This window comes from Variovorax sp. AC103 (assembly GCF_979254005.1).
In genome coordinates this window covers 252,731-277,646 of the sequence record NZ_CEEDFC010000005.1, presented here as the reverse complement: position 1 = coordinate 277,646, position 24,916 = coordinate 252,731, and the positions used below count along the sequence as shown (strand labels likewise).

Genomic DNA, 24,916 nt, shown 5'->3' with positions numbered 1-24,916 from the left:
GCAGGGCACCGGCCGCTACTTCAGCGCCTTGCCCGCCGACGCGCCCAGCGGCGTGTGCAGCTGAGAGGCGACCCACGCGCCGGTGTTGTCGTCGCGCCCCTGCAGCAGGTAGCGCGTGTCGGCCTTGCCGTAGTTCTGCACCGCCATCGCCGAGAACCTGCCGATGTCGGTCTTCGGGTCGCGCAGGCGGTTGACGATCAGCACCTTCTTCGTGTCGGCGAAGTCGGCCATCATGTTCTGGTCGCCTTCGCTGTCGCCGGCCACGAAGCTCGGGCCGTAGCCGTACTTGCTGACCAGGAAGCGCTGGATGTTCTTTGTCTTGCCCGGGCCTTGGGTCTGGTCGTAGCCGCGGCGGAACTCGGGCTGTATCAGGCCCCGGGCGTCGCGCTCCAGCTCCATCGCCAGCACGCGCTCGGGCGGGTTGTTGTAGCCGAAGGCGGGGTTGGAAGAAATTTCCTTGATCACGTCGACGAACGATGCGGAACACACCCACACGTCGAAGCCCGCGTTGCGAAAGGCGGCGTACAGGTCCTGCATCTCGGGCTGCAGGCGCAGGCCGTTCTTCCAGCTGACCGACACCACGCCCGCGCGGCCCGGCAGCGCCGTGGGCGAAGTCCACTTGACCTTGGCGACGGGCTCCTTCAGCTGCCAGGCCACCGTGTCGGCCGTGAGCTTGCGCACCTGCGCCTCGGTCATGCCGGCGAACAGGTACGTCACCCAGGGGTAGGCCGTGTCGTGGTCGAAGGTGTCGCCGATGGCTTCGTACAGGTAGCGCACCTTGGTGGTGAAGGCGCCGTAGTGCGGGCTCATGGCCACCACCGCGAGCGACTGGTCGCCCTTCAGTCCCTTGTAGTTCCGGTACAGCCATGTGTAGCTGGCCACGATGTCGGGCACCACGCGGTCGATGTTCACGGCCTGGCCGGCCGCGTTGTTGAAGGCGGGAAGAAAGTCCTTCTTCGGAATGTTCTTGCGCAGCGCCACCTCGAGCTGCGCGGGCGTGGCGCCGAAGACCAGGTTCTCGAGCTGGTAGATGAGCGAGGCCTCTTCGATGTCGAGGAAGACGCTGGTGTTGTCCCAGTCGAACACCACGTAGGGCGGCTTGGCGGCGTTGTAGCCGGGGCTGCCCTTGCCGAGGCTGGCGATGAGGCCTTCGATCTGCGCGCGGTTGAAGGCGTCCCATTGGCCTGGGGCCAGGGCCTGGCTGTTGCCGGGCGAGAAGCTGGCGCAGCCTGAGGCGACGAGCGCGGCGGCCATGGGGGTGAGAAGGGCGAGTCTGCGTTGCATGCGTTCCCTGTTGTTGTGTTGCAGATAAGGAGCGCCGAGCGTATGCAACGCCCGTGACACTTCCGCAGCGACCTACGCATCAGCCGTGCCAGGCTGCGCGGCCGGCATGCGTTCACGTCGCACGGCGGAAGCTGCATTTGTTGGCGGGAATCGAGACTTGATGCCGCACGCGGCGGCCACAAGGCCCGCGCTGTTCTCTACAGTGAATGCCCCTGTCACTCACTACCCCAACTAGGGGACAAGGAAGGCGCTACACACACACCCATTGCATGTTTGAAGGCTGCTTGCCTCGCGGCAGGTTGTCGGTGCGAAAGCAGCGATGCAAATGCGAGGTATCAAAGGCGACGGCCAGGGTGTTAGTAGCACCCCGACCGTCTAACCAAAGAAGTGCACTTACCTCTAAAGGACCGCACAAAAATGGCTACCAAGACTATAGCCCGGCCTCGCACGCCGGTATCCCCCGACGGAAACGCCCAAGACCCGTCGGATCTTCTCGAAAACACCCTCTCTCAGCTCGAAGCTCTCCTGTGGGCCTGCCACGGGGAAGACATCGACTGGTGCAGTGGTGAAGGGCCTCGGCATCTGGACAACATGCTCTGGCTTGCGGCCGATCTGGCGCGCAAGGCCGGCGAACTGTTCCAGGCGAGCGAGACGGCGCGGCGCAACGCGCCCGAGGGCGGCGCCGGCACGTAGCCGGCGGCCGACCTGACGGGCTGCGGATTCGCAGTCCGTCATTTGCGACGGGCAATGGGCAACGGGCGATGCACCATGGACAATCCCCGGCATGCGTTCCCTCGTCTACTACTCACTGATGCTGCTGGTCGGCTTTGTCTGGTACCGCCTCGGGCAGAACATGCTTCGCAAAGGCTACAGGGACCAGAACGACCAACGCACCGAAGGCTTCGTCGGGCCCTTCGGTTTCGTCGTCACGGCCGGCCTGTCATGCTACTTCGTGTTCGCACTCTTGCGCGCGTTGGTTCGCGCCGAGGTGCCCTGCGTGGGCAGGGCCTGCCAGGTCCACGCCTACACCCTGGCCGCGCATGCCTCCGACTACTGGGCCAACATGTTCTACCTGCTGTGGCTCGTGCTGGCGCTGGTCTACGCGTTGTACGTGACGGGCAGGATCTGGTTTCGCGTCTGACGCGCGCCTGCGCCTGCCTACTGCCGGGCGGGGGCGTGGGCCGAGGCGTCTGCCGGCGCGCGCTGGGCCGCGGCGGCTGCTTCCGCTTCCTTGTCCTTCTTGTTGGCCATGTGCCGCCCGACCACGCAGCCGCCCGCCGCGCCGATCAGGCCGTGATGCCCTGCGACGTGCCCGCCGACACCGCCCACCACGGCGCCCTTGATGCAGCCTTTGGCTTCGGCTGCGCCGGCCATGGAGAGGAACGCGCCAGCAACAGTAAGCGCGAGCAGAGTGCGAGAGAGCTTCATGAGACGTCCTTGTGTTGGAGTGGTTTTGTGCCATCGACACTAGCCGCTTGCGCGAATGCCGGCGTACGCGGCGGATGCCTTGCGCTGTAGGCGTTTTTCGCCGGTGGCTGTCGACGCCGCCGCCGGGCTCCACTACCATCCGCAGCACGCTGCCGGCACGGCGACTGCCTCGCCGGGGACACTGAGCCGCACCTCCCAACCCAAGCACGGGGAACCGCATGAGAACGCTCAAGATCATGGCGCACATCTCGCTGGACGGCGTGATTCAAAGCTCCGGGGAAGACAGCTTTCCGTACGCCGACTGGACCGCGCCCTACCGGAGCCCCGCCGGCCTGAATGAGGTGCTCGCCGCGCAGGGCAGCCCCTTCGATCTGCTGCTAGGCCGCCGCACCTATGACATGTGGTCGGGCTACTGGCCGAAGGCACCGGGCGGACCGATGGCGCACAGCCTGAACGCGGCGACGAAATTTGTCGCAACGCATCGCCCCGAAAGCCTTGCATGGGGGCCGTTCGAAAGCGTGGGGCCGGACATCATCGAAGGCGTGCGCCGCATCAAGTCGCAGGCGGGGCCGAACCTTGTACTGTGGGGTAGCTCCACGCTGACCTCTGCGCTCATTGAACATGGGCTTGCGGACGAGGTCTTGCTGATCGTCTATCCGGTCCTGGTGGGCACCGGAAAACGCTTCTTCGCGGACGGCACGCCGGCACGTTCCCTCGAACTCGTCACGACGAAAGCAATGCCGTCGGGCCTTGTTCTGAATGCATACAAGGTCGCCGGGCCCTTGAAGACCGGCTAGTCCATCCGACATCGCAGCGGTGCCATGTTGCGTCGCCCTCAGCGGGCTGCCGTGCGGCCCAGCGCGGACCTATGTGGCCGAATTCTTTTCAGGAAGTAAAGCGTCCAGGACGAAACGCGTCGGCCCGCTGGCGCCGCGGTCGCTCACCGCCAGGCCCAGCTGGCGCCACAGTGCCGGGCTCAGCGGACGGACGGCGATGCGCGGGTCCCGCGCGGGCTCGTGCGATTCCTGCGGCAGCAAGGCCGCGCCGTAGCCGGCGGCGACCAGCGTCCTGATCGCATCGTTGTAGTTGAGCTCGATGCGCGGCCGGCAATGCACGCCCGCCGCGGAAAACCATTCCGCGGTCAGCCGGTACAGGCGCGTGGAGGCGTCGTTCATGATCAGCGGGTGCTGCGCCAGCCACTGCGCGGTCAGCCGCTTCGGTGCCTTCCAGTCGGCCGGCAGAAAGGCGACGACGGCCTCGCGCCGCAGGGGCGTGACATGCACGCCGCGCACCGGCGTCTGCGGCAGCGCCACCACCGCAAGGTCGAGGCTGCCCGCCGCGAGCCGGGCCATGCTGTCGTTGGAGGTCAGCACCTGCACGTTCACGTCGATGCCGGGATGGTTCTTGGCCAGGCGTTGGAGCGCGGGCGGCAGCAGGTGCGCGATGGCGCCCGTCGAGGCGCCCACCCGCACGCGGCCCGTCTGGCCAGCGAGCTGGCGCCTGACGTCTTCCACCGCATCGTCCGCGTCCGCCAGCAGCCTGCGGGCACGCGCGATGAAACGCTCGCCCAGCGCGGTCGCCTGCGCGGGCCCCCGCCCGCGAACGAGCAATTGGCCGCCCAGGCGCGACTCGAGTTCCGCGATCTGAACGGTGACGGTGGGGGCCGCCAGGTGAAGGGCGCGCGCGGCATTGGCCAAGGAGCCGAGGTCGGCGATGGCAACCAGGGTGCGCAGGTGGTCGAGGCTGAGTTCACGCATGCCGCTAATTTAACTTTTCTTAATTTAGTGTTGCTTATATTTAGCTGGAGCCATCGAAGCCGAATGCCTACGATCGCTGCCCATGGACCTCAATATCTTCATCGACGGCGACCAGGGCACCACCGGCCTCGACCTGCAGAACCGCCTGCGGGGCGGGGAATTCCGCATCCGCACACTGCCTGCCAACCTGCGCAAGGACGCGGATGCCCGCCGGGCAGCACTCAACGCGTGCGACATCGCCATTCTTTGCCTGCCCGATGCCGCGGCGCGCGATGCGGTGGCAATGATCGAGAACCCTTCGGTGCGCGTCATCGACGCCAGCTCGGCGCACCGCACCAGCCCGGGTTGGGTCTACGGCCTGCCGGAGCTCGATGCACGGCAAGGCGAACGCATTGCCTCGGCACCACGGGTGACGAATCCGGGCTGTTACCCCACCGCGGCGGTCGCCTTGCTGCGACCGTTGACGGATGCGGGCCTGTTGCCCGCCGACTGTCCGCTCGCCATTCATGCGGTCTCGGGCTATTCGGGCCAGGGCAGGGCGGGGGCGGAAGCGTACGAGGCCGGCGCAAAGGCGGGCGCGGGGGCCGCGGCGCATTCGCTGAAGGTGTATGGGCTGGAACTCGAGCACAAGCACGTGCCGGAAATCGAGCTGTATGCGGGCCTGACGCAGCGGCCCCTCTTCGTGCCCGCCTATGCCAGCTACCGGCAGGGCATCGTGCTCACCATTGGCCTGCACGCGCGCATGCTTCCCGCCGAGGCTTCGGGCGCGCGCATCCATGAATGCCTGGTGGCGCGGTATCGCGATGCGGCGCATGTGCATGTGCTGCCGATGTCGTCTGCCGCGCCCCTGACCGACCTGGACCCGCAAGTCCACAACGGCTCCAACGACATGAGCCTGGCGGTCGCATGCAATGAACGCACAGGCCAGATCGTCTTGAGCGCGGTTCTCGACAACCTGGGCAAGGGGGCAGCGGGCGCGGCCGTGCAGAACCTGCGACTGATGGCGAGGGCTTCATAGCCCACGTTGTGAATTCGAAGCGTTGATGCCGAGAGCGCGGTCAGACCGAAGCTGCTCCAGATTTACCAGCCCAAGAGCGGCCGTCCGATGCCGGCGTCCTCGCCAAAAGCCGCGAACCAACCCTAGGCCCCGATGCGTTCAGCCTGCTGCTCGATGAAGCTCGCAACGCGCCGCACGAGCGTCTGATTCCCTCCGGCAGACGCCACACTGGCCGCTGCATGAAGTGCAACCGTTTCGCCAATCGCAACGATGACTTCTTCCGCCACGACAGCCGTCAGCCCGAAGTGCGGTGCCGCGTCACGCGCCAGCGCAAGGCTCGACGCGTGCTGCCCCGGAAGAATGGCGAGCTCCTGATAACCGGTGTGGCCGCCCAGCTGCATCACGAGGTCGAAGGCAGGCGCCAGACGCCACCGTCCGTCTTCTCCTCGCAACGCGCCATGGTTCTTGACGTGATCGTCGCTGTTGCCCACCGCCAGGTTGAACACCATGCGTCGGAACAACTCGGCCAGGTCTTCCTGCGGCTGCCGAGAGATGCGCCGCAGCAGTTGCGCCAGCTCGACGTAGCTCCCCCCGCTCGATTCATAGGGCACATCGAGCAGCGCCGAGGCCGAGAGGTAGTGAAAACGCCGCTCGTCGGTCACCGGCCCCGCGCGGTCGAAGCGCTCGACCAGCAAGGCGTGCCCTGACGCAAGGGGTTGCAGAAGAAAGGGCGGGACTTCGATGCCACAGGCATCGGCCAGCCACAGCGTGGCCGCTTCGATCACTTCCACGTCGTGGTCATCCCCGCGCGATGCGAACTTGGCGATGCAGCGCCGGCCCGCGTGCGCAAATGCCGACTTGGGGCGTGCCCCGCCCAGGCTGCCGCCGCGCAGCAGCAGATGCATGTCGGCGCCGATGTCCATTCCGTCCTCGACGCGGCGCGAGGCTTCGGCGAGTTCCTGGAGCGACCAGAGCGTGACCGGCGGCTCCTCGCTTCGGATGGGCAACGCTTCGGAAAACACCATGGCGCCGATGCGGTCCTCGTTGGTCAGGAGCAATGCATCGATGTCCGAGAGCGGCTTGCCCTGGCGGATCTCAAGCACCTTGCGGCCCCAGCTGTCGGGCAGTGCATCGCGCAGCGTGAGCGGCATGGCGCCACCGTCGCGGATGCGGCGTTCGGCAAGCACGAAGGCGGCGTCGCGCAGCGGCAGGTGCTCGGGGTTGAGCGGCGCGGCAGCGGGGTCTTCGAGATAGCGACGGCCGTAGGCGAATTCGCCCGACTCCACGACGCCGCGGCGAGCGACCTTCATCAGGCCGGCCGGTTGCACCTGCTCGCCCTTGCGGTGCGCAAGGCCGACGTAGATGCGGCGCTCGCCCTCGTCGTTGTCAGAAGTCACGCTCGTCCTCCGCAATCACACCGGCGGCGCCTTGCACGGCCGACCTGCGTACACGGCGCTTCGCGGCCAGCCCTGCGGGGGCCGGGGCCACGCCGTCGAGTGAATCGATCTCGCCCAGAAGCCACAGCGCATGGGCCAGCAGCCCGATGCTGGTGCCGGGCTTGCCCGATTCGAGGGCGCGCAGGGTGTTGGGGGCGCACAGCAGCCGCTCGGCCATTTCAGCGATCGTCCATTCGCGGTGCACCCTGTGCGCGCGAAGGCGCAAGCCGAGCCTTTCAATGGGCTCGACCGTCTGCGAGGGCAGAGCGGAAAGGCTGTGGCTGCTTTTTGACATCAATAAAATGACTATTAACCGGCTTAAGAGTCATTTTATTGGATATTTATCGATGTTGAAAGGCCTCTATCCAGCCAAGCCCGGCGCCCCCGTGTCACGCTGCTGCAGCACCGCGAGATCGCTCTCGTCCTTGAGCCCGACGCCGGTCAGCCCCCGTCGCAGCGACTCGCGCATCAGCCAGGCCAGCTTGAACGCGGCCGCCTCGTAGCACAGCCCTTCGGGGCGCACGTTGGAGATGCAGTTGCGTTCGGCGTCATGCCGGCCGCGCTTCGGTGAATGGGTCAGGTAGATGCCCAGGCTGTCGGGCGAGCTCAGGCCCGGGCGCTCGCCGATCAGCATCACGGAGAGTGCCGCGCCGAACAGCTCACCCACTTCGTCGGCCAGTGCCACGCGGGCCTGCGTGGCGATGACCACGGGCGCAAAGCTGGTGTGCGCCGGCAGTTGCGCACGCAGGGCGGCCAGCAGCGGCACGGCGTGGCGCGCCACCGCCAGGGAGGACAAGCCGTCGCCGACGACCACGCAGACGTCGCAGCCGTAGCGCCGGTCGCCGAGCAGTCGCGTGGCGTCGCCGTCATCGAGCTGGCGGCCGAGGTCGGGGCGGCGCAGGTATTCGGTGCGGTCCGCCGCCTGGCTGCGCGCGCGTGCCACCTGCCAGTGCTGGGCGGTCAGTGCGGCGTGGAGCGCATCGACGTCCAGCGCCGCATGGATCGCGTCGCGCGCCATCGCATGCGCCCAGCCGAAGCGCAGCGTCTCGTCGGTCGGCATGCCCGCGCCGGCGCGGCCCAGCGCCAGCCGCGCGGGCGTGGCCGAGCGCCATTGCGCCCAGGGGTTGGGGGTGACCGACTCGCTGCTCATGACGCCAGCGCGGCCAGCCCGCTCATGTCGGCCAGCAGCCGGTTGGACGAAGGCGGCGCGAGCTGGCCCGCACCGTTGGTGATCTGCATGCGCTGCAGCCAGGCCTCGAACTCGGGCGCGCGCTTCAGGCCCAGCGTTTCGCGCATGAACAGGGAGTCATGGAACGAGGTGCTCTGGTAGTTGAGCATCACGTCGTCCGCACCCGGAATGCCCATGATGAAGTTGATGCCCGCCGTGCCCAGCAGCACCAGCAGGGTGTCCATGTCGTCCTGGTCGGCCTCGGCATGGTTGGTGTAGCAGATGTCGCAGCCGATGGGCAGGCCCAGCAGCTTGCCGCTGAAGTGGTCTTCCAGGCCGGCGCGAATGATCTGCTTGCCGTCGTACAGGTACTCCGGCCCGATGAAGCCGACCACCGTGTTGATGAGAAAAGGCTTGTAGCGCCGCGCCAGTGCATAGGCGCGCACCTCGCAGGTCTGCTGGTCGACGCCGAAGTTGGCGTTGGCCGACAGCGCGCTGCCCTGGCCGGTTTCGAAATACATGACGTTGTCGCCGATGGTGCCGCGCTTCAAGGACAGCGCCGCCGCATAGGCCTCGTCGAGCAGCTCGGGCGTCACGCCGAAGGAGAGGTTGGCCTTCTCGGTGCCGGCGATGGACTGGAACACCAGGTCCACCGGCGCACCGGCTTCCGCGAGCTTGAGCGTGTTGGTCACGTGCGTGAGCACGCAGCTCTGCGTGGGGATCTCGAAACGCTGGATCACCTCGTCGAGCATGCGCAGCAGCTGGCCCAGCACGGGCATGCTGTCCGAGGCGGGGTTCAGGCCGATCACCGCGTCCCCCGCGCCGTAGAGCAGGCCGTCGAGCGTGGAGGCGGCCACGCCGCGCAGGTCGTCCGTCGGGTGGTTGGGCTGCAGTCGCACGGCCAGGTGGCCGGGCAGGCCGATGGTGTCGCGAAAGCGCGTGATGACCGTGCACTTCTTCGCGACCGACACCAGGTCCTGGTTGCGCATGAGCTTGGACACGGCCGCCACCATCTCGGGCGTGAGGCCGGGTGCCAGTGCGGCGAGCGTGGCGGTGGTGGCAGCTTCGGACAGCAGCCAGTTGCGAAAGTCGCCGACCGTGAGGTGCGACACCGGCGCGAAGGCCTGCGCATCGTGGCTGTCGATGATGAGCCGCGTGATGTTGTCGCTCTCGTAGGGAATCAGCGCTTCCGTCAGGAACTGCTTGAGCGGCGTGTCGGCCAGCACATGGCGCGCGGCCATGCGCTGCTGCGCGGTGGCCGCGCCCACGCCCGCGAGGTAGTCGCCGGAGCGTGCGGGGCTGGCCACCGCCATGACCTGCTTCAGGTCGTCGAAGCTGAAGACCTGGCCGGCGATGGTGGTGCGATAGCGCATCGTCTTTCGCTCGCCGTTCAGGCGTTGGTGGCCGATGAAGAAAGCATCTCGTCGGGCGCCGCCGCCTTGCGCTGCGCCGAGGTCAGCAGGAAGTAGCCGTAGGCCGCGGCCATCAGCACCAGGAACAGCACGGTCAGCATGAAGTTGAACCACACCATCGCGCCCAGGCAGACCACGCCCAGGCCGAGCGCGATGGCCGGGAACACGGGGTAGAAGGGGGCGCGGTAGGTGCGCAGCAGGTTCGGCTCGGTGCGGCGCAGCTTGAACAGCGCGGCCATGGAGACCAGGTACATGACGATGGCGCCGAGCACGGCCATGGTCACGATGTTGGCGGTGAGCGTCTGCCCGCCGAACTGCACCCACTCGTCGCTGAAGATGGCAACGACGCCGATCACGCCGCCTGCCAGCAGCGCGCGGTGCGGCGTGTCGAAGCGCGGGCTCAGGCCGGCAAAGTAGCGCGGCAGGTAGCCCGCGCGCGCCAGCGCGAAGATCTGGCGCGAGTAGCCCATGATGATTCCGTGGAACGACGCAATCAGCCCGAACAGGCCGATCCACACCAGCATGTGCAGCCAGCCGCTGTTGTCGCCCACCACCACCTTCATGGCCTGCGGCAGCGGGTCGTTGATGTTGGCGAGCTTGCGCCAGTCGCCCACGCCGCCCGCGAAGATCATCACGCCGAAGGCCAGCACCACCAGCGTGACGATGCCAGTCGTATAAGCGATGGGAATGGTGCGGTGCGGGTCGCGCGCCTCTTCGGCCGCCATGGCCGCGCCCTCGATGGCCAGGAAGAACCAGATCGCGAACGGTATGGACGCGAAGATGCCCGAGATGGCCGCGCCGTTGAGCACGCTGCCGCCGGCCCAGCCGTTGGCCACGAAGTTGGCCATGGTCCAGCCCGGCGCGACGACGCCCATGAACACCAGCAGCTCGAAGATGGCCAGCACGGTCACGAAGAGTTCGAAGGCGGCCGCGATGCCCACGCCCACCCAGTTCAGGCCGATGAAGATCACATAGGCACCGAGCGCGAACCACTTCGGGTTGATGCCCGGGAACTGCACGTTGAGGTAGGCGCCAATGGCCAGCGCGATGGCCGGTGGCGCGAACACGAACTCGATGAGCGTGGCAAAGCCCGCCACGAAGCCGCCGGTGGGCCCGAAGGCGCGCCGCGCATAGGCGAAGGGCCCGCCTGCGTGCGGTATGGCGGTCGACAGTTCGGTGAAGCTGAAGATGAAGGTGGTGTACATCGTGGCCACCAGCAGCGTGGCGACCAGGAAGCCGAGCGTGCCGGCGGTGTTCCAGCCGTAGCTCCAACCAAAGTACTCACCGGAGATGACAAGGCCCACGGCGATGCCCCAGAGCTGGAACGGACCGAGCACCTTTTTCAGATGGCCCGTGCCGGTGTGTGCGGCGGCTCCGGTCGGTCGGGTCGATGGGCCCGGCGTGGCTTCGGTGGAATGCATGGGGCTTTCCTCTCTTCGTGAATAGTGACAGTGCACATTCAGCAAAGCAAGGGCTGTTCCACCAGGGGCCATGCAGGGGCGCGGGCACCGAATATCCCCTTACAGGGGTGGTGCGGGCGCTGGCCATAATCGGGGTCTCTCAACCTTCGAGGTGTTTCGTGAAGTCTTTTTTCTGTGCCGCGCTCGTGTCCGTTCTTGCTGTTCCCGCTGCCTTCGCGCAGTCCGCCCCGGTGACCACGCCCAGCGGCCTGATCTACCAGTCGCTCAAGGAAGGCACCGGCGCCTCGCCGCTGGCCACCGACGTGGTCAAGGTGCACTACCGCGGCACCTTCCCCGACACCGGCAAGGAATTCGACAGCTCCTACAAGCGCGGCGAACCCACCGAGTTCCCGCTCAACGGCGTGATCCCGTGCTGGACCGAAGGCGTGCAGAAGATGAAGCCCGGCGGCAAGGCCAAGCTGACCTGCCCGCCGTCCATCGCCTACGGTGCGCGCGGCGCGGGCGGCGTGATTCCGCCGAACGCGACGCTGAACTTCGAAGTGGAACTCGTGTCGGTCGCCAAGCGCTGATCTTCAGATCTGCGCCATGCCGCCGTCGACGAACAGCTCGATGCCGTTGACGAAGCTGCTGTCGTCCGAGGCCAGGAACACCACGGCCTTGGCGATCTCGTCGGTCGTGCCGACCCGGCCCAGCGGAATGTTCTGCGCCTGTACGTCGATGAAGCCCTTGATCTGTTCCGGCGTGAGGCCGAGCAGGTCATAGCCTGCGGTGGGCACCACGCCCGGGCTGACCGCATTGACGCGAATGCCTGCGTCCTTCAGGTCCACTGTCCAGCTGCGCGCGAAGCTGCGCACGGCGGCCTTGGTCGCGCTGTAGACGCTGAAGGCCGCCGTGCCCTTGACGCTGGTGATCGATGCGTTGAGCACGATCGACGAACCCTTGGCCATCAGCGGCAGCGCCTTCTGCACCGTGAAGAGCAGGCCGCGCACATTGGTGTCGAAGGTCTTGTCGAAGTGCTCTTCGGTGATCTGCCCCAGCGGCAGCAGGCTGCCGCCGCCCGCGTTGGCAAACAGCACGTCGAGCCGCCCCTTGTCTTTCTGGATGGTGGCGTAGAGGCGGTCGAGGTCGTCGAGCTTCGACACGTCGCCCAGCACGCCTGTCACATTGCGCCCGATGGCCTTCACGGCCGCATCGAGTTCGGCCTTGCGGCGGCCGGTGATGAACACGTGGGCGCCTTCGGCCACGAAGCGTTGCGCCGTGGCCAGGCCGATGCCACTGGTGCCGCCGGTGACGAGGGCGATCTTGTCGTTGAGCTTGAGGGTCATGATTTCTTCCTTGAAGGTTGCCGCGGAGCGGCGTTGCCGATGCAAGGAAGTTTGGGTGCAGTACCCGTTCGCACCAAGACGCCGGGCGGCATTTGTCTATTCACCAATTGCCAACAATGCGGCTCAGCGTTGAACCTCTGGCCGCATCACCCCGGCTGGTACTGATACAACCAGGTCTCCGTCAACGTCTGATCCCCATTCTTCAGATACAGCCGCATGTCGATCGGCTCGTTGCCTTCGGGCGTGAAGTCGAACTGCGCGCGCCAGTGCCCTGGCACCCCGTTGGGCACGGCCTCGGCAAAGATGTACGAGAACTTGCCGCGCGCCGCCGTCAGCACCACCTCGGGCTTCACGCCGAAGGGCACCGTGGTCAGCGGCTGGCCGATGAACTCCACCATGAACTTGCGCACGCCCTGCGGCCTCGGCTGGCCCGGCTGGCCGCCACGGCCGATGCGGGTGGCCACGCAGCGCGCGAGCGGCGACGGAAAGGGCTCCTGGTCGGTCCAGTGCAGGCGGTACTGCAGGCTGTAGCTGGCGCCGGCCTTGGCGTCTGCCTTGGGCACCCAGAAGGCGACCACGTTGTCGTGAATTTCGTCGTCGGTCGGAATCTCGATGAGCTGCACCGAGCCCTCGCCCCAGTCGCCCAGCGGTTCGATCCACAGGCTCGGGCGCTTCTCGTAGTTCACGCCGTCCTGGTAGTGGTCGAAGGCGCGGTCGCGCTGCAACAGGCCGAAGCCGCGCGGCTTGGTGTCTGCGAATGCGGACGCGCGTGTCTGCGTCGGGTTGTTGAGCGGGCGCCAGATGCGCTCGCCCGCGCCGTTCCAGATCGCCAGGCCGTCGGAGTCGTGCACCTCGGGGCGCCAATCGATGGCGGTGGGCTTGATGGTTTCGGAGTACCAGTACATCGACGTGAGCGGCACCAGGCCCAGGCGGGACACGTCGCGGCGCAGGAACATGCGCGCGTCGATGTCCATGATCACGGACTTGTTGCGCTGCATGATGAACTTGAAGACGCCGGTGACGCTCGGGCCTTCGAGCAGCGCGTAGACCGTCATCGAGGTGGTGTTGTTCGCCGCCGGGGTCTCGAAGTAGAAGCGCGTGAAGGTCGGGAATTCTTCCGCCTTGTCGGGCACCGCGACGTCGAGCGCCACGCCGCGCGCAGACAGGCCGTACTGGTAGAGCTCGCCGATGGCGCGGAAGTACGAGGCGCCGAGGAACGCGACCCAGTCGTTCTTCTGCCAGTCGAGCTTGCTCTGGTCGCCCAGGCGGCTTTCCTGCAGGCGAAAGCCCGCGAAGCCCGCGCCGGGCGGCAGTGCGCGCGCCGGGCTGTCGGGCGGCATCGAGAAGTACGAGGCGTTGTAGAGCACCTCGCGCGAGAAGGCGTCGCCGTCGGCGTTTTCCAGCACGTGCATGCGCACGGGGGTCTGGAAGAAGCGGCCGAGGTGGAAGAAGGTGACCGGGAACGCGCCCGGCCCGTCGCGGAAGAGCGCGTTGGCCGGGTCGAACTTGATCTTGCCGTGGGCGTCGTAGTCGATGCGCTCCAGCACGTCGGGCGCGAGGGGCACGGCCGCCACATAGGGCTTGGCCGCGAGCGACTTGGCCTGCGCGACCAGTGCGTCGAAGGAAAAGGGCGTGGGCTGGCTCAGTTGCAGCCCGTTTGCGGCCAGCGCCTCCTGGGGCAGTCCGAGTGCGGCGAGTGCGGCGGCTGCGCCACCGGCGGCAAGGAAGGATCGGCGATCAAGCATGTGGTTCTTGAGGGTTGCGAATCTTGCGAGTCTGGGAAAAGGGAAACGGCATGGCCCAGCCTGGGAGGCGAGCTTCGGAACGATCCTAATGCAGCAAGTGGCGCTAAGGACTTTCCGTGACCGGGAAGAGCAGACAGTCTGAAGGCCCGCGCAAGCCGTGCGCGTCAGCCATTCCGCGCACCCCGGGCCGGACAAAGCCGCCAATCCGGAGAATTGTGCGTTTATGTATCGCCGCCGTCGGATGCCCTCAGCGCGTAGACCGCATACAGCGAGACGCCGAGAAGCATCATGACCATTGGCGCGAACAGCGTGTACGACAGCCCCATGCCTTCGAGCAGGCGGTAGGTGGCTGTCAGCTGCAGCCGCGGGTGTGGCTGCGTCAGCTCGGCCGGGCGGCGCACGCCCCAGCGAAACTCCGCGCCGGTGGTGCGCACCGAGGGGTGCTGCTGCGCGCGGCCTACCCCGAGCCAGCACATGGCATCGAAGGCCAGCACCGAGCCCGCGGGCGCCCGCTCGCCGAAGGTGGCGAGCACGGCCCGCACCTGCGCGGGTTCCAGGTACATCAGCACGCCCTCGGTGAAGAGGAACACGGGCGGGCCATTGCGGTTCTCCGGCAGGCCCAGCTGCTCCCACCAGTCGGGCGCGGTCAGGTCGAGTTCGCGAAGGTCGTGGCGCCCGTTCGTCTCGGGGATGAGCTCGCGGCGCAGTTCGAGCACCTCGGGCAGGTCGGCGTCGGTCATGCGGCACCTGCCGTCGTCCAGCCACTGGAAGTAGTGGCTCAGCCCGCAACCCATGTTCACCACCCGCGCGGCGGGGTGGCGCTTGAGGAACTCCTGCGCCAGGCCGCGCAGGCGCCGCGTGCGCGAGAGGATGCTGTAGATGGTCATGCGCTCTTCCGGCAGCGCCTGACCATCGTCGCGGATCCGTTCGAGGATGCCGGCGGAGTAGGCGTCGCGCACGGCCACCTGGGGAAACATGCGGTCGCCCGACGCGCGCGCGGCCAGGGGAATCCGCAAGGTGGAGGGAACGGCCGACAGGCCCCGCACGGGTTTGGGAAGGGTCATGAATGCTGCAGCAAAGCCATGCGTCGAGTCTGGCTGCTGCGGCAAGGCGGGGCAAGTCAGTCTTTGGTTGTGCCCGCAGTGGCGCAGCGCGCATCCACGAATGCCTCGCTATAGCCTGATGAGCAATTGAAGCGTTGCAGTGCCCGCTGCGATGGACCTGCTGGCCCGGCGGTTGGCCGGCGTCTTCCAGTGCGCGGACGGTGTGCCGCGCTCCCGCGCGAGGTGGCGGTAGACGGTGTTGCGGTGAACACCGAGCCGGCGCGTGGCCTTGGCCGCGTCGTGGTCGCAGGCTTTGAGCGCCTCGTCAACGGGCGGCTGGCTCGCCCCGTCCTCGGCCCCTTGATGCGGCTACAGCCTGACGTTGACGATGGACAGGATGATGGCCGAGAGCGTCAGCGCCACGGGCAGCTTCTGGACGGCCAGCGCATGCGCACGCGCGACAGTCGTTTGTGTCTGCAGCAGCAGGCTCTTTTCGGAATGAAGGGATGTGGACATTTCGGACTCCTTGGACGATGTGCGGACGGCTTGCCCGCATGCCTCCAAGATAGGCTTCCACAGCGGCTCCGACGCACGCCTTTCACGGACACGGCGTTTCCGTTTTTGCAACGATCCCCGCGCTGCGCGGGCGCGCTGCGCGCCCGCGCTGCGCGCCCGCGCGCTCAGCCCGCGATCAGCTTCTGCACCAGCTCCGCCGTGGTCGCTGCCGCGTACTTGCGCATCAGCCGCGCCCGGTGCAGCTCCACCGTGCGGTGGCTGATGCCCAGCGCCTTGCCGATTTCCTTGGACGTGAGCCCGCGCATCACCTGGGCGGCCACCTCGCGTTCGCGCGGCGTGAGCTCGGCCTTCACGGCGCGGCGCGAGCCCAGGTCTTCGAAGGTCCAGATGCCGGCCTCGTGCGGTGCCTCGCGGTTCATGGCGTGGCCGGTGACGTGGCACCAGAAGGTCTCGCCGGCCATGGCGCCGTGCAGCCCGCCCAGCCGTTTCATCATGCGGTTGTCGGCGTAGTGGCCGCTGGCGTTCAGGAAGGGCTCCATGCGCTTGCCGATGCGCTCGAACTCGGCCACGCTGGGGTAGAGGATGCTGAACGAATGCCCCACCAGCGCCGGGGGCGTTGCGCCGAATATTTCGCACACGCGCAGGTTGCAGGCGACGATGGTGCGGTTGCTCGACACCACCATGCCCACGGGCGCGTGGTCGAAAGCCAGCCGATAGTCGATCTCAGGCATCAGGGGTCACCATTACGAAATACTACGTATTCGGGTACGTAGTATGGTTCAAGGCTTTCCCACCCACTCCCATTCATCCATCAAGGAGCCCGAGTGAACAAGATCTATCCCTCCGCAGAAGCGGCACTCAAGGGCGTCGTCGCCGACGGGCAGATGCTCGCGGTCGGCGGCTTCGGCCTTTGCGGCATTCCCGAGGCGCTGATCGACGCGCTGAAGGACACCGGCGTGCAGAACCTCACCGTGGTGTCGAACAACGCGGGCGTCGACGGTTTCGGCCTCGGCAAGCTGCTGGAAACGCGCCAGATCAAGAAGATGGTCGCCTCCTACGTGGGCGAGAACAAGGAGTTCGAGCGCCAGTACCTGGCCGGCGAACTCGAGCTCGAATTCACGCCCCAGGGTACGCTGGCCGAAAAGCTGCGCGCCGGTGGCGCTGGCATTCCGGCCTTCTTCACCAAGACCGGCGTGGGCACGCAAGTGGCCGAGGGCAAGGAGCTGCGCGAGTTCAACGGCGAGACCTACGTGATGGAGCATTCGCTGGTGCCCGACGTGGCGCTGGTGAAGGCCGACGTGGCCGACAAGTCGGGCAACCTGCGCTTTCGCCTGACGGCGCGCAACTTCAACCCGGCCGCCGCCATGGCCGGCAAGGTGTGCATCGTCGAGGTCGAGAAGATCGTCGAAGTGGGCGAGCTGGCCCCCGACGACATTCACCTGCCGGGCATCTACGTGCACCGCATCGTGCGCAACGCCACGCCCGAGAAGCGCATCGAGAAGCGCACCGTGAGCGCCGCCGCACCGGTGGACGCCGCCGCCGCCAAGGTCGAAGCCCAGGCCGTGATCGCGCAGGCTGCCGCCAGTTCCGACGTGCCCGTGCCTACAGTGCCCGCCAACAAGAAAGAAGGAGTCTGAGATGCCCTGGACCCAAGACCAGATGGCGGCCCGCGCCGCGCAAGAACTCGAAGACGGCTTCTACGTCAACCTGGGCATCGGCATTCCGACGCTGGTGGCCAACCACACCGGCACCAAGGAAGTGTGGCTGCAGAGCGAGAACGGCATGCTCGGCATCGGTCCGTTCCCGACCGAAGACAACGTCGACGCCGACCTCATCAACGCCGGCAAGCAGACCGTGACCACGCTGCCCGGCTCGGCCATCTTCGGCAGCCATGACAGCTTCGCGATGATCCGCGGCGGCAAGATCAACCTGTCGATTCTGGGCGCCATGCAGGTGAGCGCCAAGGGCGACCTCGCCAACTGGATGATCCCCGGCAAGATGGTGAAGGGCATGGGCGGCGCCATGGACCTGGTGGCCGGCGTGAAGCGCGTGATCGTGCTGATGGAACACGTGGCGAAGAAGAAAGACGGCACCGAGGACCTGAAGATCCTCGAAGCCTGTACCTTGCCGCTGACCGGCGTGGGTGTGGTCGACCGCATCATCACCGACCTGGCCGTGATGGACGTGGTGCCCGAGGGCCTGAAGGTCGTCGAGCTCGCGCCCGGCGTCACCTTCGACGCGCTGCAGGCCAAGACCGGCGCCAAGCTGATCCAGTAAGGCTGCGAACCCGACGACACACCAAGGGCAGGGCCGCGAGAGCGGGCCCTGCCTTTTCGTTTTGGAGAGGCGGAGAAGGAGAGAAGGAGATGGCAATGGACGCAATGGAAGTTCTGGGCGGCATCTGGCGGCAGGCGGGCCTGCCGCCGGATGCCCTGTCGTTCGCGCGGCTCTCGGGTGCCGAGCCGGTGCTGCCGTCTTCCTTCGCGGTCGGCACTGCCGCGCAGAGCAGCATCGCGGCGGCGGCGCTCGCGGCGTGCGAACTGGGCCACCTGCGCGGCACCGCGCGCCAGCAGGTCGGCGTCGACATGCAGCACGCAGCGCTCGACTGTTGCGGCTGGTTCAGCCTGGACGGCCGCGTGCCCGAGCTGTGGGACACCTTCTCGGGGCTGTACCGCTGTGCCGACGGCTGGGTGCGCATCCATGCCAACTTTGCGCACCACCGCGAGGGCGCGCTGCGGCTGATGAAGCTGGATCCCGCGACCTGCACGCGTGCCGACGCCGAAGCCGCGATGGCCACCTGGCGCGCACAGGATTTCGAGAACGCTGCCGCCGCGCAAGGGCTGGTCGCGACCGCGCTGCGCCGCTTCGACGAATGGGACGCCACGCCGCAGGGGCAGGCCGTTGCGGCGCAACCGCTCTTCAGCATCGAACGCATCGGCGACGCACCGCCGCGCCTGCTGCCGCCGCTGCGCGAAGACCAGCGGCCGCTGACTGGCGTGCGCGTGCTCGACCTCACGCGCATCCTCGCGGGGCCGGTGGGCGGCCGCGCGCTCGCGGCATATGGCGCCGACGTGATGCTCGTCAATTCACCGCACCTGCCCAACATCGAGTCCATCGCCGATACCAGCCGCGGCAAGCTGTCGGCGCATGTGGACCTGCGCACCGACGACGGCCGTGGGGCGCTGCGGCAACTTGCCGCCGACGCGCATGTCTTCGTGCAGGGCTACCGGCCCGGCGGTGTCGCGTCGCTGGGCTTCGGGCCGGCGGAACTGGCGCGGCTGCGGCCCGGCATCGTGTGCGTGTCGCTCTCGGCCTACGGCACGCAGGGGCCGTGGGCCGGCCGGCGCGGTTTCGACTCGCTGGTGCAGACGGCCATGGGTTTCAACCACGCCGAGGGAGAGGCCGCAGGCGACGGCAAACCCAGGCCGCTGCCCATGCAGATCCTCGACGAGGCCACCGGCTACCTGATCGCCTTCGGCGCCGCCGCCGCGCTGTGGCGCCAGCAGCAGGAGGGCGGCAGCTGGCACGTGCAGGTGTCGCTGGCGCAAACCGGGCAGTGGTTGCGCAGCCTGGGGCGCCTGCCCGGCGGGCTGTCGATCGCAAGGCCCGACTTGCAGCCTTATGTCGAAACCTCGGACTCCGGCTTTGGCAAGCTCGCCGCGCTGCGCCATGGCGCACAGCTGTCGCGCACGCCCGCCGCATGGCCGCGCGCTTCGATGCCGCCAGGCAGCCATCCGGCCGTGTGGCCGGCCGATGTGCGGGAGTGAGAAACTGGGCGCATGCCTTATTTCGACATCGACAACCTGCAAGCCATTTTTCTCGACGACGAGGCGCTGCGCGCGCGCCATCTGCAGCGCAAGCCCTGCGGCCCGCTGAACCTCACGAGCGGGCGCATCGTGGCGTGCGATCCGCTGGTGCAGCCCGAGCGAGCGCCCTTTGCGCGCGAACTGCCGCAACGCGGCGCCTTCCCCGTCGAGGTGCTGCACGACCGGGGCGATCACGCACTGGCGGTGCTGTGGCTGCGTGAGCGCGTCGGGGTGCGCGCCGCCGACCTGCGCTGGGAGATGGCGCTGCTCGAGGGACAGTCACCGGAGACGCTCGAAACCTTGGGGGAGGGCGAGTTCTACGGCTACCCGGTGGATGCGGGCGTCGGCTGTTTCATGGACACCGACGCCGCCGCCGCCATGGCCGAGCGCGACCAGCGCGAAGCGGCCGATCCCGACTACGTGAGCTACTACGACGACGTGCTCGCCGGCGAGATGGGCGACGCCGATACCGTCGACCACTACCCGCTGGGCGCAGGCTCGGCGAGCAACACGGTGATCTTCCGCTCGGGTTGGGGCGACGGCAGCTACCCCAGCTTCTGGGCGCTCGATGCGGCGGGCGAGCCGGTGGCGCTGGTGACCGACTTCATGACGATGACCGGCGGCGACGCGCGCGACGAGAACGACAAGCGCGGCGACGCGTACAAGGCCAGCCTCTCGCCCGGGAAACTGACCGCGCTCGAGGCACTGGGTGCGGCGGCCGTCGCCGGCGACGCCGCCGCCATCGGCCCGCTGCTGGCCGCGGGCCTTGCGGGCGCGAACGAGATCGTTCCCTCGCTCGGCGAGACCGCTCTCATGAGCGCCATTCGCATGAACCGGCTCGACGCTCTGCGCGTGCTGCTGGGCAGTGTGGCCGGCCTGCCGATGCCGCCGCAGCTCTACACCGTGGACGAGGAGGAGGGCTACCTCGCGTATGCGCGGCGGCTCAAGAAGCCGCGCTTGCCTGGACTGATCGAATTGCTTGAGCAGGCCGAGTCCGAAGCCGCCGAACCGGCGCCGCGACCCGGCCTCTGGAAGCGCATGTTTTCCTGAGCCGTAGGAGCGGACGATGAGCAGATACGAAGGAAGGCCGCTGTTGCGGCTGGTGGATTGCTTGGTGCTGGACGCGATCGACCAGCTCGACGACGAGAAACGGGCCACGCTCGAAGCCCTGGAGCCCAGGCTCGCGCAGACCTTCATGGCCAGCGGTACCTGGCAGGAGATGGTCGGCGCGCAGATGGGCTTTGCCGACGACGTGCCCGACAAGATCCGCCATTTCTGGCGCCGCTACCTCGACCATGCGGAAACGCAGAACCAGCGCGTGGACCCGCAGGCCTTCGTGGTGGATTTCGTGGCGCAGAATTTTCCGGACATCGCCCCGCCGCGGCGCTGACCGCGGGTGTCAGGCGTCAGGCAACAGCAGCGCTCGCTGCGCCTGCGCCGTCTCGCGCAGGAACTCCCAGATGGCCTGCATGCGCCCCAGGTGCTTGGTCTCCGCCGGCATCGACATCCAGAACGTGCGCGTGAAGTTGGCCTGTCCCGGCAGCACCGGCTCGAGCGCGCTGTCTTTCTCCGCAATGAAGGCCGGCAGCACCGCAATGCCCGCACCCGCCGCCACCGCGCTGTGCTGCGCGAGCACGCTGGTGCTGCGCAGGGCGAAGCTGTCGGGGCGGTGCAGTTCGTCGAGGTACTGAAGCTCCTTGCTGAACAGCAGGTCGTCCACGTAGCTGATGAAGGTGTGGCCGCGCAGGTCTTCGCGCGTCCTGATCGGCTTGTGCGCGGCAAGGTACTTCTTCGAGGCGTAGAGCCGCAGGGTGTAGTCGGTCAGCTTGCTGACGACCACCGGGCCGCGCGCCGGGCGTTCGAGCGAAATCACGATGTCGGCTTCGCGCCGCGACAGGTGCACCAGGCGCGGCATGGCCAGCAGGTCGATGGTGAGCTTGGGGTGCTGCACCGCGAACAGCGCCAGCTGCGGCGCCAGCACCACGGTGCCGAAGCCCTCCGTCGCGCCGATGCGCACCAGGCCCGACAGCCCTTCCTGCGAGGCCGGTGCCGTGCTCTCCACCGCCCGGAAAGCGCTTTCCATCGCCTCGACCTGCGGCTGCAGCCGCCGGCCCGCCTCGGTGAGCCGGTGGCCGCCCGATTCGCGCGAGAAGAGCGGAGCGCCCACCTCTTTCTCGAGCGCCTGGATGCGGCGCGCCACGGTGGTGTGGTCGACCTCGAGCCGCCGCGCTGCGCTCATCAGCGTGCCCGAGCGGGCGAGCTCCAGAAAGTAGCGCAGGTTGTCCCAGTCCATGTGCGTGCGTGTCTCCGATTGCTTGGGGGCTGGACTCTGCATTTTTGCAAAGCACCCGCGCATATTTGTCTATTGTCATGGCAAATCTGCAAAGCTAGGATGCACGGCTGAACCGGCCAGACCGGTAGTCGCTTTTGCAGGACCTACAGGATCACAGGAGACAAAACACATGGACGCCACCACCACCACCACCACCACCGCCGCCAAGCCCCGAGCCTCGACCGCCCAGGTCGCCACCGTCAAGCTCTTGATCGGCGGCAAGCTCGTCGAGTCCAAGACCACCGAATGGCGCGACGTCGTCAACCCGGCCACGCAGCAGGTGCTGGCCCGCGTGCCGTTCGCGACCCCGGCCGAACTGGACGCCGCCGTCGCCTCCGCCAAGGAAGCCTTCAAGACCTGGCGCAAGACCCCCATCGGCACGCGCGCGCGCATCTTCCTGAAGCTGCAGCAGCTCATTCGCGAGAACATGGGCGAGCTGGCCGCGATCCTCACGGCCGAACAGGGCAAGACGCTGCCGGACGCCGAAGGCGACGTGTTCCGCGGCCTCGAAGTGGTCGAGCACGCTTCGAACATCGGCAACCTGCAGCTCGGCGAGCTGGCCAACAACGTGGCCAACGGTGTGGACACCTACACGCTGCTGCAGCCGCTGGGCGTGTGCGCCGGCATCACGCCGTTCAACTTCCCCGCCATGATCCCGCTGTGGATGTTCCCGATGGCCATCGTCACCGGCAACACCTTCGTGCTCAAGCCCTCCGAGCAGGACCCGATGGTCACCATGCGCCTGTGCGAACTGGCGCTCGAAGCCGGCATTCCGCCCGGCGTGCTGAACGTGGTGCACGGCGGCGAAGCCATCGTCAACGGCATTTGCGACCACAAGGACATCAAGGCGATCAGCTTCGTCGGCTCGACCAAGGTCGGCACGCATGTCTACAACCGCGCCACGCTGGCCGGCAAGCGTGCGCAATGCATGATGGGCGCGAAGAACCACGCCATCGTGATGCCCGACGCCAACAAGGAGCAGACGCTCAACGCCATCGCCGGCGCGAGCTTCGGCGCGGCCGGCCAACGCTGCATGGCGGTGTCGGTGGCGGTGCTGGTGGGCGAGGCGCGCAACTGGGTGCCTGAGCTCATCGCCAAGGCCAAGACGCTGAAGATCGGCGCCGGCACCGAGAAGGGCGTGGACGTGGGCCCGCTGGTGTCCTGCGCCGCCTACGACCGCGTCAACAGCCTCATCGAACGCGGCCAGGCCGACGGCGCCAAGCTGGTGCTCGACGGCCGCAAGCCCACCGTGCCCGGTTTCGAGAAGGGCAACTTCGTCGGCCCGACGATCTTCACCGGCGTGAAGCCTGGCATGACGATCTATGAGCAGGAAGTGTTCGGCCCGGTGCTGTGCGTGGCCGAGGCCGAGACCATCGACGAAGCCATCGAGCTGATCAACAGCAACCCGAACGGCAACGGCACGGCGATCTTCACGCAGTCGGGCGCCGCGGCGCGCCGCTTCCAGGAAGACATCGACGTGGGCCAGGTCGGCATCAACGTGCCGATCCCGGTGCCGGTGCCGATGTTCTCGTTCACCGGCTCGCGCGCTTCGAAGCTCGGCGACCTGGGCCCGTACGGCAAGCAGGTCATCATGTTCTACACGCAGACCAAGACCGTGACGGCACGCTGGTTCGACGACAGCACCGTCTCGCACGGCGTCAACACCACCATCAGCCTCAAATGAGGCATGGGTTTCGCAGGCACGGGCTGCGCAGTGCGGCCTGGGGCGCGGTGGCGACGGTTGCGTTGCTCGCCGGCGGGGCGCAGGCCGCCGCCGCGGCCGACCCGGTCGACTGCAACCCCAATGGCAACCAGTTGCAGATGAACGACTGCGCGGTGCGCGACTTTCGCGCGGCCGATGCCGTGCTCAACATCCGGTACGGCGAGGTGATGAACACGCTCTCGCCGCAGATGCGCGTCGCGCTGCGCAACGAGCAACGGGCCTGGCTCAAGGGCCGCGACCCCGCTTGCAAGCGCGCTGCCAAAGCGAACGAGGGCGGCTCCATCTGGCCGCTGGTATTCAACGCGTGCCTGGAGAAATCGACCCGGAAACGGACCGAAGAACTGGAGCGCTGGAAGGGCCGCGAGCAATGAACTTCGAACTGTCGGAAGAACAGAACGCCTTTGCGCAGACCGCGCGCGACTTTGCCAGGGCCGAGTTTGCGCCGCACGCGGCGCGGTGGGATGCGGAAGCCATCTTCCCGAAGGAAGCCATCGCCAAGGCCGGCGAACTGGGCTTCTGCGGGCTCTATGCGCCCGAGCGCGTGGGCGGCCTCGGCCTGCCGCGGCTCGATGCCGCGCTGGTGTTCGAGGAGATGGCCGCGGTCGACCCGTCGACCACGGCCTTCATCACGATCCACAACATGGCGACGTGGATGCTGGGCACCTGGGCGACCGATGCGGTGGCGCAGCAGTGGGGTGAAAACCTGACGAGCGGGCGCAAGCTGGCGTCGTACTGCCTCACCGAGCCGGGTGCCGGGTCGGACGCTGGGTCGCTGAAGACGCGCGCCGAACTGCAGGGCGCCGAGTACGTCATCAACGGCGGCAAGGCCTTCATCTCGGGCGCGGGCGCCACCGACGTGCTGGTGCTGATGGCGCGCACGGGCGGCGCGGGTGCGAGCGGCATCTCGGCCTTCGCGGTGCCGGCGGATGCGCCGGGCATCAGCTACGGCAAGAAGGAGCACAAGATGGGCTGGAACAGCCAGCCCACGCGCACCATCAACTTCGACAACGTGCGCGTGCCTGCGCAGAACCTGCTGGGCAAGGAGGGCGAGGGCTTTCGCATCGCCATGAAGGGGCTCGACGGCGGGCGCATCAACATCGCAACCTGCTCGGTGGGCGCGGCGCAGGGCGCGCTCGACGCGGCGCGCCGCTACCTGCATGAGCGCCAGCAGTTCGGCAAGCCGCTCGCGAGCTTCCAGGCGCTGCAGTTCAAGCTGGCCGACATGGCGACCGAGCTGGTCGCGGCGCGGCAGATGGTGCGGCTGGCCGCGTCGAAGCTGGACGCGGGCCATGCCGACGCGAGCACCTATTGCGCGATGGCCAAGCGGTTCGCGACGGATGCAGGCTTCAACGTCTGCAACGACGCATTGCAGCTGCACGGCGGCTACGGCTACCTGAGCGAGTTCCCTCTGGAGCGCCTGGTGCGCGACGCGCGCGTGCACCAGATTCTCGAAGGCACCAACGAAATCATGCGCGTCATCGTTGCGCGAAAATTGCTGGAAGGCGACAGCGATATCCGCTGAA

27 protein-coding genes are annotated in these 24,916 nt (G+C 67.5%); 13 read left to right on the top strand and 14 right to left on the bottom strand.

All coding sequences use genetic code 11. The features are described 5' to 3' along the window. Positions 1 to 15: 15 nt before the first annotated feature. Positions 16 to 1,284 carry an HAD family hydrolase gene (locus AC0IYU_RS09915; RefSeq protein ID WP_472115860.1) on the bottom strand — a complete coding sequence of 423 codons (1,269 nt, stop codon included), beginning with the start codon at positions 1,282 to 1,284 and terminating at the stop codon, positions 16 to 18. Positions 1,285 to 1,701: 417 nt separating this feature from the next. Between AC0IYU_RS09915 and AC0IYU_RS09910 the strand changes: the two genes are divergently transcribed. Both AC0IYU_RS09910 and AC0IYU_RS09905 read left to right on the top strand, forming a co-directional pair. Next, complete coding sequence (locus tag AC0IYU_RS09910; RefSeq protein ID WP_472115857.1) at positions 1,702 to 1,977, top strand: hypothetical protein; 276 nt, start codon at positions 1,702 to 1,704, stop codon at positions 1,975 to 1,977. 91 nt (positions 1,978 to 2,068) lie between these two features. Continuing rightward, positions 2,069 to 2,425: a hypothetical protein gene (locus AC0IYU_RS09905; RefSeq protein ID WP_472115854.1), complete on the top strand. Its 357-nt coding sequence runs from the start codon at positions 2,069 to 2,071 to the stop codon at positions 2,423 to 2,425. A 17-nt stretch (positions 2,426 to 2,442) separates the two neighbouring features. Here AC0IYU_RS09905 and AC0IYU_RS09900 read toward each other — a convergent pair whose 3' ends face one another. After that, a complete protein-coding gene (locus AC0IYU_RS09900) occupies positions 2,443 to 2,712 on the bottom strand; it encodes a hypothetical protein (protein WP_472115852.1) in 270 nt (89 codons plus the stop codon). A gap of 218 nt (positions 2,713 to 2,930) precedes the next feature. Here AC0IYU_RS09900 and AC0IYU_RS09895 point away from each other — a divergent pair, with 218 nt between their 5' ends. Further along, the gene (locus AC0IYU_RS09895) at positions 2,931 to 3,509 is read left to right on the top strand and encodes a dihydrofolate reductase family protein (RefSeq protein ID WP_472115850.1); all 579 of its coding nucleotides are present in this window, start codon (positions 2,931 to 2,933) and stop codon (positions 3,507 to 3,509) included. A 69-nt stretch (positions 3,510 to 3,578) separates the two neighbouring features. On the opposite strand, the gene AC0IYU_RS09890 is transcribed toward AC0IYU_RS09895, so the two are convergent. Continuing rightward, complete coding sequence (locus AC0IYU_RS09890; protein WP_472115847.1) at positions 3,579 to 4,469, bottom strand: LysR family transcriptional regulator; 891 nt, start codon at positions 4,467 to 4,469, stop codon at positions 3,579 to 3,581. An 82-nt stretch (positions 4,470 to 4,551) separates the two neighbouring features. Here AC0IYU_RS09890 and argC point away from each other — a divergent pair, with 82 nt between their 5' ends. Beyond that, positions 4,552 to 5,487, top strand: a complete 936-nt coding sequence (gene argC, locus AC0IYU_RS09885) for an N-acetyl-gamma-glutamyl-phosphate reductase (RefSeq protein WP_472115844.1) — start codon at positions 4,552 to 4,554, stop codon at positions 5,485 to 5,487. A gap of 122 nt (positions 5,488 to 5,609) precedes the next feature. Here argC and AC0IYU_RS09880 read toward each other — a convergent pair whose 3' ends face one another. The 5 genes from AC0IYU_RS09880 to eat form a co-directional block, all read right to left on the bottom strand. Beyond that, complete coding sequence (locus AC0IYU_RS09880) at positions 5,610 to 6,863, bottom strand: type II toxin-antitoxin system HipA family toxin (protein WP_472115841.1); 1,254 nt, start codon at positions 6,861 to 6,863, stop codon at positions 5,610 to 5,612. Further along, complete coding sequence (locus tag AC0IYU_RS09875; protein WP_472115838.1) at positions 6,853 to 7,128, bottom strand: helix-turn-helix domain-containing protein; 276 nt, start codon at positions 7,126 to 7,128, stop codon at positions 6,853 to 6,855. The genes AC0IYU_RS09880 and AC0IYU_RS09875 overlap by 11 nt, the downstream gene beginning before the upstream one ends. Before the next feature lie 135 nt (positions 7,129 to 7,263). Further along, on the bottom strand, positions 7,264 to 8,052 hold the full coding sequence (gene eutC, locus AC0IYU_RS09870) for an ethanolamine ammonia-lyase subunit EutC (RefSeq protein ID WP_472115835.1): 789 nt from the start codon (positions 8,050 to 8,052) through the stop codon (positions 7,264 to 7,266). Next, on the bottom strand, positions 8,049 to 9,443 hold the full coding sequence (locus tag AC0IYU_RS09865; protein ID WP_472115832.1) for an ethanolamine ammonia-lyase subunit EutB: 1,395 nt from the start codon (positions 9,441 to 9,443) through the stop codon (positions 8,049 to 8,051). Before AC0IYU_RS09865 ends, eutC begins: the two co-directional genes overlap by 4 nt. A gap of 17 nt (positions 9,444 to 9,460) precedes the next feature. Then, positions 9,461 to 10,903 carry an ethanolamine permease gene (eat, locus tag AC0IYU_RS09860; protein WP_435495052.1) on the bottom strand — a complete coding sequence of 481 codons (1,443 nt, stop codon included), beginning with the start codon at positions 10,901 to 10,903 and terminating at the stop codon, positions 9,461 to 9,463. 158 nt (positions 10,904 to 11,061) lie between these two features. Between eat and AC0IYU_RS09855 the strand changes: the two genes are divergently transcribed. Continuing rightward, positions 11,062 to 11,472 (top strand): FKBP-type peptidyl-prolyl cis-trans isomerase, encoded by a 411-nt coding sequence (locus AC0IYU_RS09855; protein WP_435439336.1) that lies wholly within the window; start codon positions 11,062 to 11,064, stop codon positions 11,470 to 11,472. Between the two features lie 3 nt (positions 11,473 to 11,475). Here the strand turns inward: AC0IYU_RS09855 and AC0IYU_RS09850 are convergent, their stop codons facing one another. The 5 genes from AC0IYU_RS09850 to AC0IYU_RS09830 all read right to left on the bottom strand — a co-directional run bounded on the left by AC0IYU_RS09850 (position 11,476) and on the right by AC0IYU_RS09830 (position 16,263). Next, positions 11,476 to 12,228 (bottom strand): SDR family oxidoreductase, encoded by a 753-nt coding sequence (locus AC0IYU_RS09850; protein WP_472115829.1) that lies wholly within the window; start codon positions 12,226 to 12,228, stop codon positions 11,476 to 11,478. Between the two features lie 146 nt (positions 12,229 to 12,374). Then, positions 12,375 to 13,973: an OpgD/OpgG family glucan biosynthesis protein gene (locus tag AC0IYU_RS09845; protein ID WP_472115826.1), complete on the bottom strand. Its 1,599-nt coding sequence runs from the start codon at positions 13,971 to 13,973 to the stop codon at positions 12,375 to 12,377. A 221-nt stretch (positions 13,974 to 14,194) separates the two neighbouring features. Further along, complete coding sequence (locus AC0IYU_RS09840; RefSeq protein WP_472115823.1) at positions 14,195 to 15,037, bottom strand: class I SAM-dependent methyltransferase; 843 nt, start codon at positions 15,035 to 15,037, stop codon at positions 14,195 to 14,197. Positions 15,038 to 15,385: 348 nt separating this feature from the next. Further along, positions 15,386 to 15,532, bottom strand: coding sequence for a hypothetical protein (locus AC0IYU_RS09835; RefSeq protein WP_472115820.1), 147 nt, complete (start codon positions 15,530 to 15,532; stop codon positions 15,386 to 15,388). Positions 15,533 to 15,696: 164 nt separating this feature from the next. Next, positions 15,697 to 16,263: a LuxR C-terminal-related transcriptional regulator gene (locus tag AC0IYU_RS09830; protein ID WP_435487734.1), complete on the bottom strand. Its 567-nt coding sequence runs from the start codon at positions 16,261 to 16,263 to the stop codon at positions 15,697 to 15,699. 93 nt (positions 16,264 to 16,356) lie between these two features. Between AC0IYU_RS09830 and AC0IYU_RS09825 the strand changes: the two genes are divergently transcribed. The 5 genes from AC0IYU_RS09825 (at position 16,357) to AC0IYU_RS09805 (ending at position 20,728) form a co-directional block, all read left to right on the top strand. After that, the gene (locus tag AC0IYU_RS09825; protein WP_472115817.1) at positions 16,357 to 17,169 is read left to right on the top strand and encodes a CoA transferase subunit A; all 813 of its coding nucleotides are present in this window, start codon (positions 16,357 to 16,359) and stop codon (positions 17,167 to 17,169) included. Position 17,170: 1 nt separating this feature from the next. Continuing rightward, positions 17,171 to 17,809: a 3-oxoacid CoA-transferase subunit B gene (locus tag AC0IYU_RS09820; protein WP_435487732.1), complete on the top strand. Its 639-nt coding sequence runs from the start codon at positions 17,171 to 17,173 to the stop codon at positions 17,807 to 17,809. A gap of 95 nt (positions 17,810 to 17,904) precedes the next feature. Continuing rightward, the gene (locus tag AC0IYU_RS09815) at positions 17,905 to 19,299 is read left to right on the top strand and encodes a CoA transferase (RefSeq protein ID WP_472116153.1); all 1,395 of its coding nucleotides are present in this window, start codon (positions 17,905 to 17,907) and stop codon (positions 19,297 to 19,299) included. A 12-nt stretch (positions 19,300 to 19,311) separates the two neighbouring features. Further along, positions 19,312 to 20,388 (top strand): DUF4241 domain-containing protein, encoded by a 1,077-nt coding sequence (locus AC0IYU_RS09810; RefSeq protein ID WP_472115814.1) that lies wholly within the window; start codon positions 19,312 to 19,314, stop codon positions 20,386 to 20,388. Between the two features lie 16 nt (positions 20,389 to 20,404). After that, a complete protein-coding gene (locus AC0IYU_RS09805) occupies positions 20,405 to 20,728 on the top strand; it encodes a hypothetical protein (RefSeq protein ID WP_435439312.1) in 324 nt (107 codons plus the stop codon). Positions 20,729 to 20,737: 9 nt separating this feature from the next. On the opposite strand, the gene AC0IYU_RS09800 is transcribed toward AC0IYU_RS09805, so the two are convergent. Next, the gene (locus tag AC0IYU_RS09800; RefSeq protein WP_472115811.1) at positions 20,738 to 21,631 is read right to left on the bottom strand and encodes a LysR family transcriptional regulator; all 894 of its coding nucleotides are present in this window, start codon (positions 21,629 to 21,631) and stop codon (positions 20,738 to 20,740) included. Positions 21,632 to 21,800: 169 nt separating this feature from the next. Between AC0IYU_RS09800 and AC0IYU_RS09795 the strand changes: the two genes are divergently transcribed. From AC0IYU_RS09795 to AC0IYU_RS09785, 3 genes are read left to right on the top strand one after another with little or no spacing between them, the layout of a single operon-like run. Next, on the top strand, positions 21,801 to 23,354 hold the full coding sequence (locus AC0IYU_RS09795; RefSeq protein ID WP_472115808.1) for a CoA-acylating methylmalonate-semialdehyde dehydrogenase: 1,554 nt from the start codon (positions 21,801 to 21,803) through the stop codon (positions 23,352 to 23,354). Beyond that, positions 23,351 to 23,764: a lysozyme inhibitor LprI family protein gene (locus AC0IYU_RS09790; RefSeq protein ID WP_472115805.1), complete on the top strand. Its 414-nt coding sequence runs from the start codon at positions 23,351 to 23,353 to the stop codon at positions 23,762 to 23,764. Before AC0IYU_RS09795 ends, AC0IYU_RS09790 begins: the two co-directional genes overlap by 4 nt. Beyond that, on the top strand, positions 23,761 to 24,915 hold the full coding sequence (locus tag AC0IYU_RS09785; protein ID WP_472115802.1) for an acyl-CoA dehydrogenase family protein: 1,155 nt from the start codon (positions 23,761 to 23,763) through the stop codon (positions 24,913 to 24,915). The genes AC0IYU_RS09790 and AC0IYU_RS09785 overlap by 4 nt, the downstream gene beginning before the upstream one ends. The last annotated feature ends 1 nt before the right edge of the window (position 24,916 follow it).

What these genes read in the sequence shown, in the direction of transcription:
- AC0IYU_RS09915 (WP_472115860.1), bottom strand. Translation starts at nt 1,284, where the DNA reads ATGCAACGCAGACTCGCCCTTCTCACCCCCATGGCCGCCGCGCTCGTC.
- AC0IYU_RS09910 (WP_472115857.1), top strand. Translation starts at nt 1,702, where the DNA reads ATGGCTACCAAGACTATAGCCCGGCCTCGCACGCCGGTATCCCCCGAC.
- AC0IYU_RS09905 (WP_472115854.1), top strand. Translation starts at nt 2,069, where the DNA reads ATGCGTTCCCTCGTCTACTACTCACTGATGCTGCTGGTCGGCTTTGTC.
- AC0IYU_RS09900 (WP_472115852.1), bottom strand. Translation starts at nt 2,712, where the DNA reads ATGAAGCTCTCTCGCACTCTGCTCGCGCTTACTGTTGCTGGCGCGTTC.
- AC0IYU_RS09895 (WP_472115850.1), top strand. Translation starts at nt 2,931, where the DNA reads ATGAGAACGCTCAAGATCATGGCGCACATCTCGCTGGACGGCGTGATT.
- AC0IYU_RS09890 (WP_472115847.1), bottom strand. Translation starts at nt 4,469, where the DNA reads ATGCGTGAACTCAGCCTCGACCACCTGCGCACCCTGGTTGCCATCGCC.
- argC (WP_472115844.1), top strand. Translation starts at nt 4,552, where the DNA reads ATGGACCTCAATATCTTCATCGACGGCGACCAGGGCACCACCGGCCTC.
- eutC (WP_472115835.1), bottom strand. Translation starts at nt 8,052, where the DNA reads ATGAGCAGCGAGTCGGTCACCCCCAACCCCTGGGCGCAATGGCGCTCG.
- AC0IYU_RS09865 (WP_472115832.1), bottom strand. Translation starts at nt 9,443, where the DNA reads ATGCGCTATCGCACCACCATCGCCGGCCAGGTCTTCAGCTTCGACGAC.
- eat (WP_435495052.1), bottom strand. Translation starts at nt 10,903, where the DNA reads ATGCATTCCACCGAAGCCACGCCGGGCCCATCGACCCGACCGACCGGA.
- AC0IYU_RS09850 (WP_472115829.1), bottom strand. Translation starts at nt 12,228, where the DNA reads ATGACCCTCAAGCTCAACGACAAGATCGCCCTCGTCACCGGCGGCACC.
- AC0IYU_RS09845 (WP_472115826.1), bottom strand. Translation starts at nt 13,973, where the DNA reads ATGCTTGATCGCCGATCCTTCCTTGCCGCCGGTGGCGCAGCCGCCGCA.
- AC0IYU_RS09840 (WP_472115823.1), bottom strand. Translation starts at nt 15,037, where the DNA reads ATGACCCTTCCCAAACCCGTGCGGGGCCTGTCGGCCGTTCCCTCCACC.
- AC0IYU_RS09835 (WP_472115820.1), bottom strand. Translation starts at nt 15,532, where the DNA reads ATGTCCACATCCCTTCATTCCGAAAAGAGCCTGCTGCTGCAGACACAA.
- AC0IYU_RS09830 (WP_435487734.1), bottom strand. Translation starts at nt 16,263, where the DNA reads ATGCCTGAGATCGACTATCGGCTGGCTTTCGACCACGCGCCCGTGGGC.
- AC0IYU_RS09820 (WP_435487732.1), top strand. Translation starts at nt 17,171, where the DNA reads ATGCCCTGGACCCAAGACCAGATGGCGGCCCGCGCCGCGCAAGAACTC.
- AC0IYU_RS09815 (WP_472116153.1), top strand. Translation starts at nt 17,905, where the DNA reads ATGGACGCAATGGAAGTTCTGGGCGGCATCTGGCGGCAGGCGGGCCTG.
- AC0IYU_RS09810 (WP_472115814.1), top strand. Translation starts at nt 19,312, where the DNA reads ATGCCTTATTTCGACATCGACAACCTGCAAGCCATTTTTCTCGACGAC.
- AC0IYU_RS09805 (WP_435439312.1), top strand. Translation starts at nt 20,405, where the DNA reads ATGAGCAGATACGAAGGAAGGCCGCTGTTGCGGCTGGTGGATTGCTTG.
- AC0IYU_RS09800 (WP_472115811.1), bottom strand. Translation starts at nt 21,631, where the DNA reads ATGGACTGGGACAACCTGCGCTACTTTCTGGAGCTCGCCCGCTCGGGC.
- AC0IYU_RS09795 (WP_472115808.1), top strand. Translation starts at nt 21,801, where the DNA reads ATGGACGCCACCACCACCACCACCACCACCGCCGCCAAGCCCCGAGCC.
- AC0IYU_RS09790 (WP_472115805.1), top strand. Translation starts at nt 23,351, where the DNA reads ATGAGGCATGGGTTTCGCAGGCACGGGCTGCGCAGTGCGGCCTGGGGC.
- AC0IYU_RS09785 (WP_472115802.1), top strand. Translation starts at nt 23,761, where the DNA reads ATGAACTTCGAACTGTCGGAAGAACAGAACGCCTTTGCGCAGACCGCG.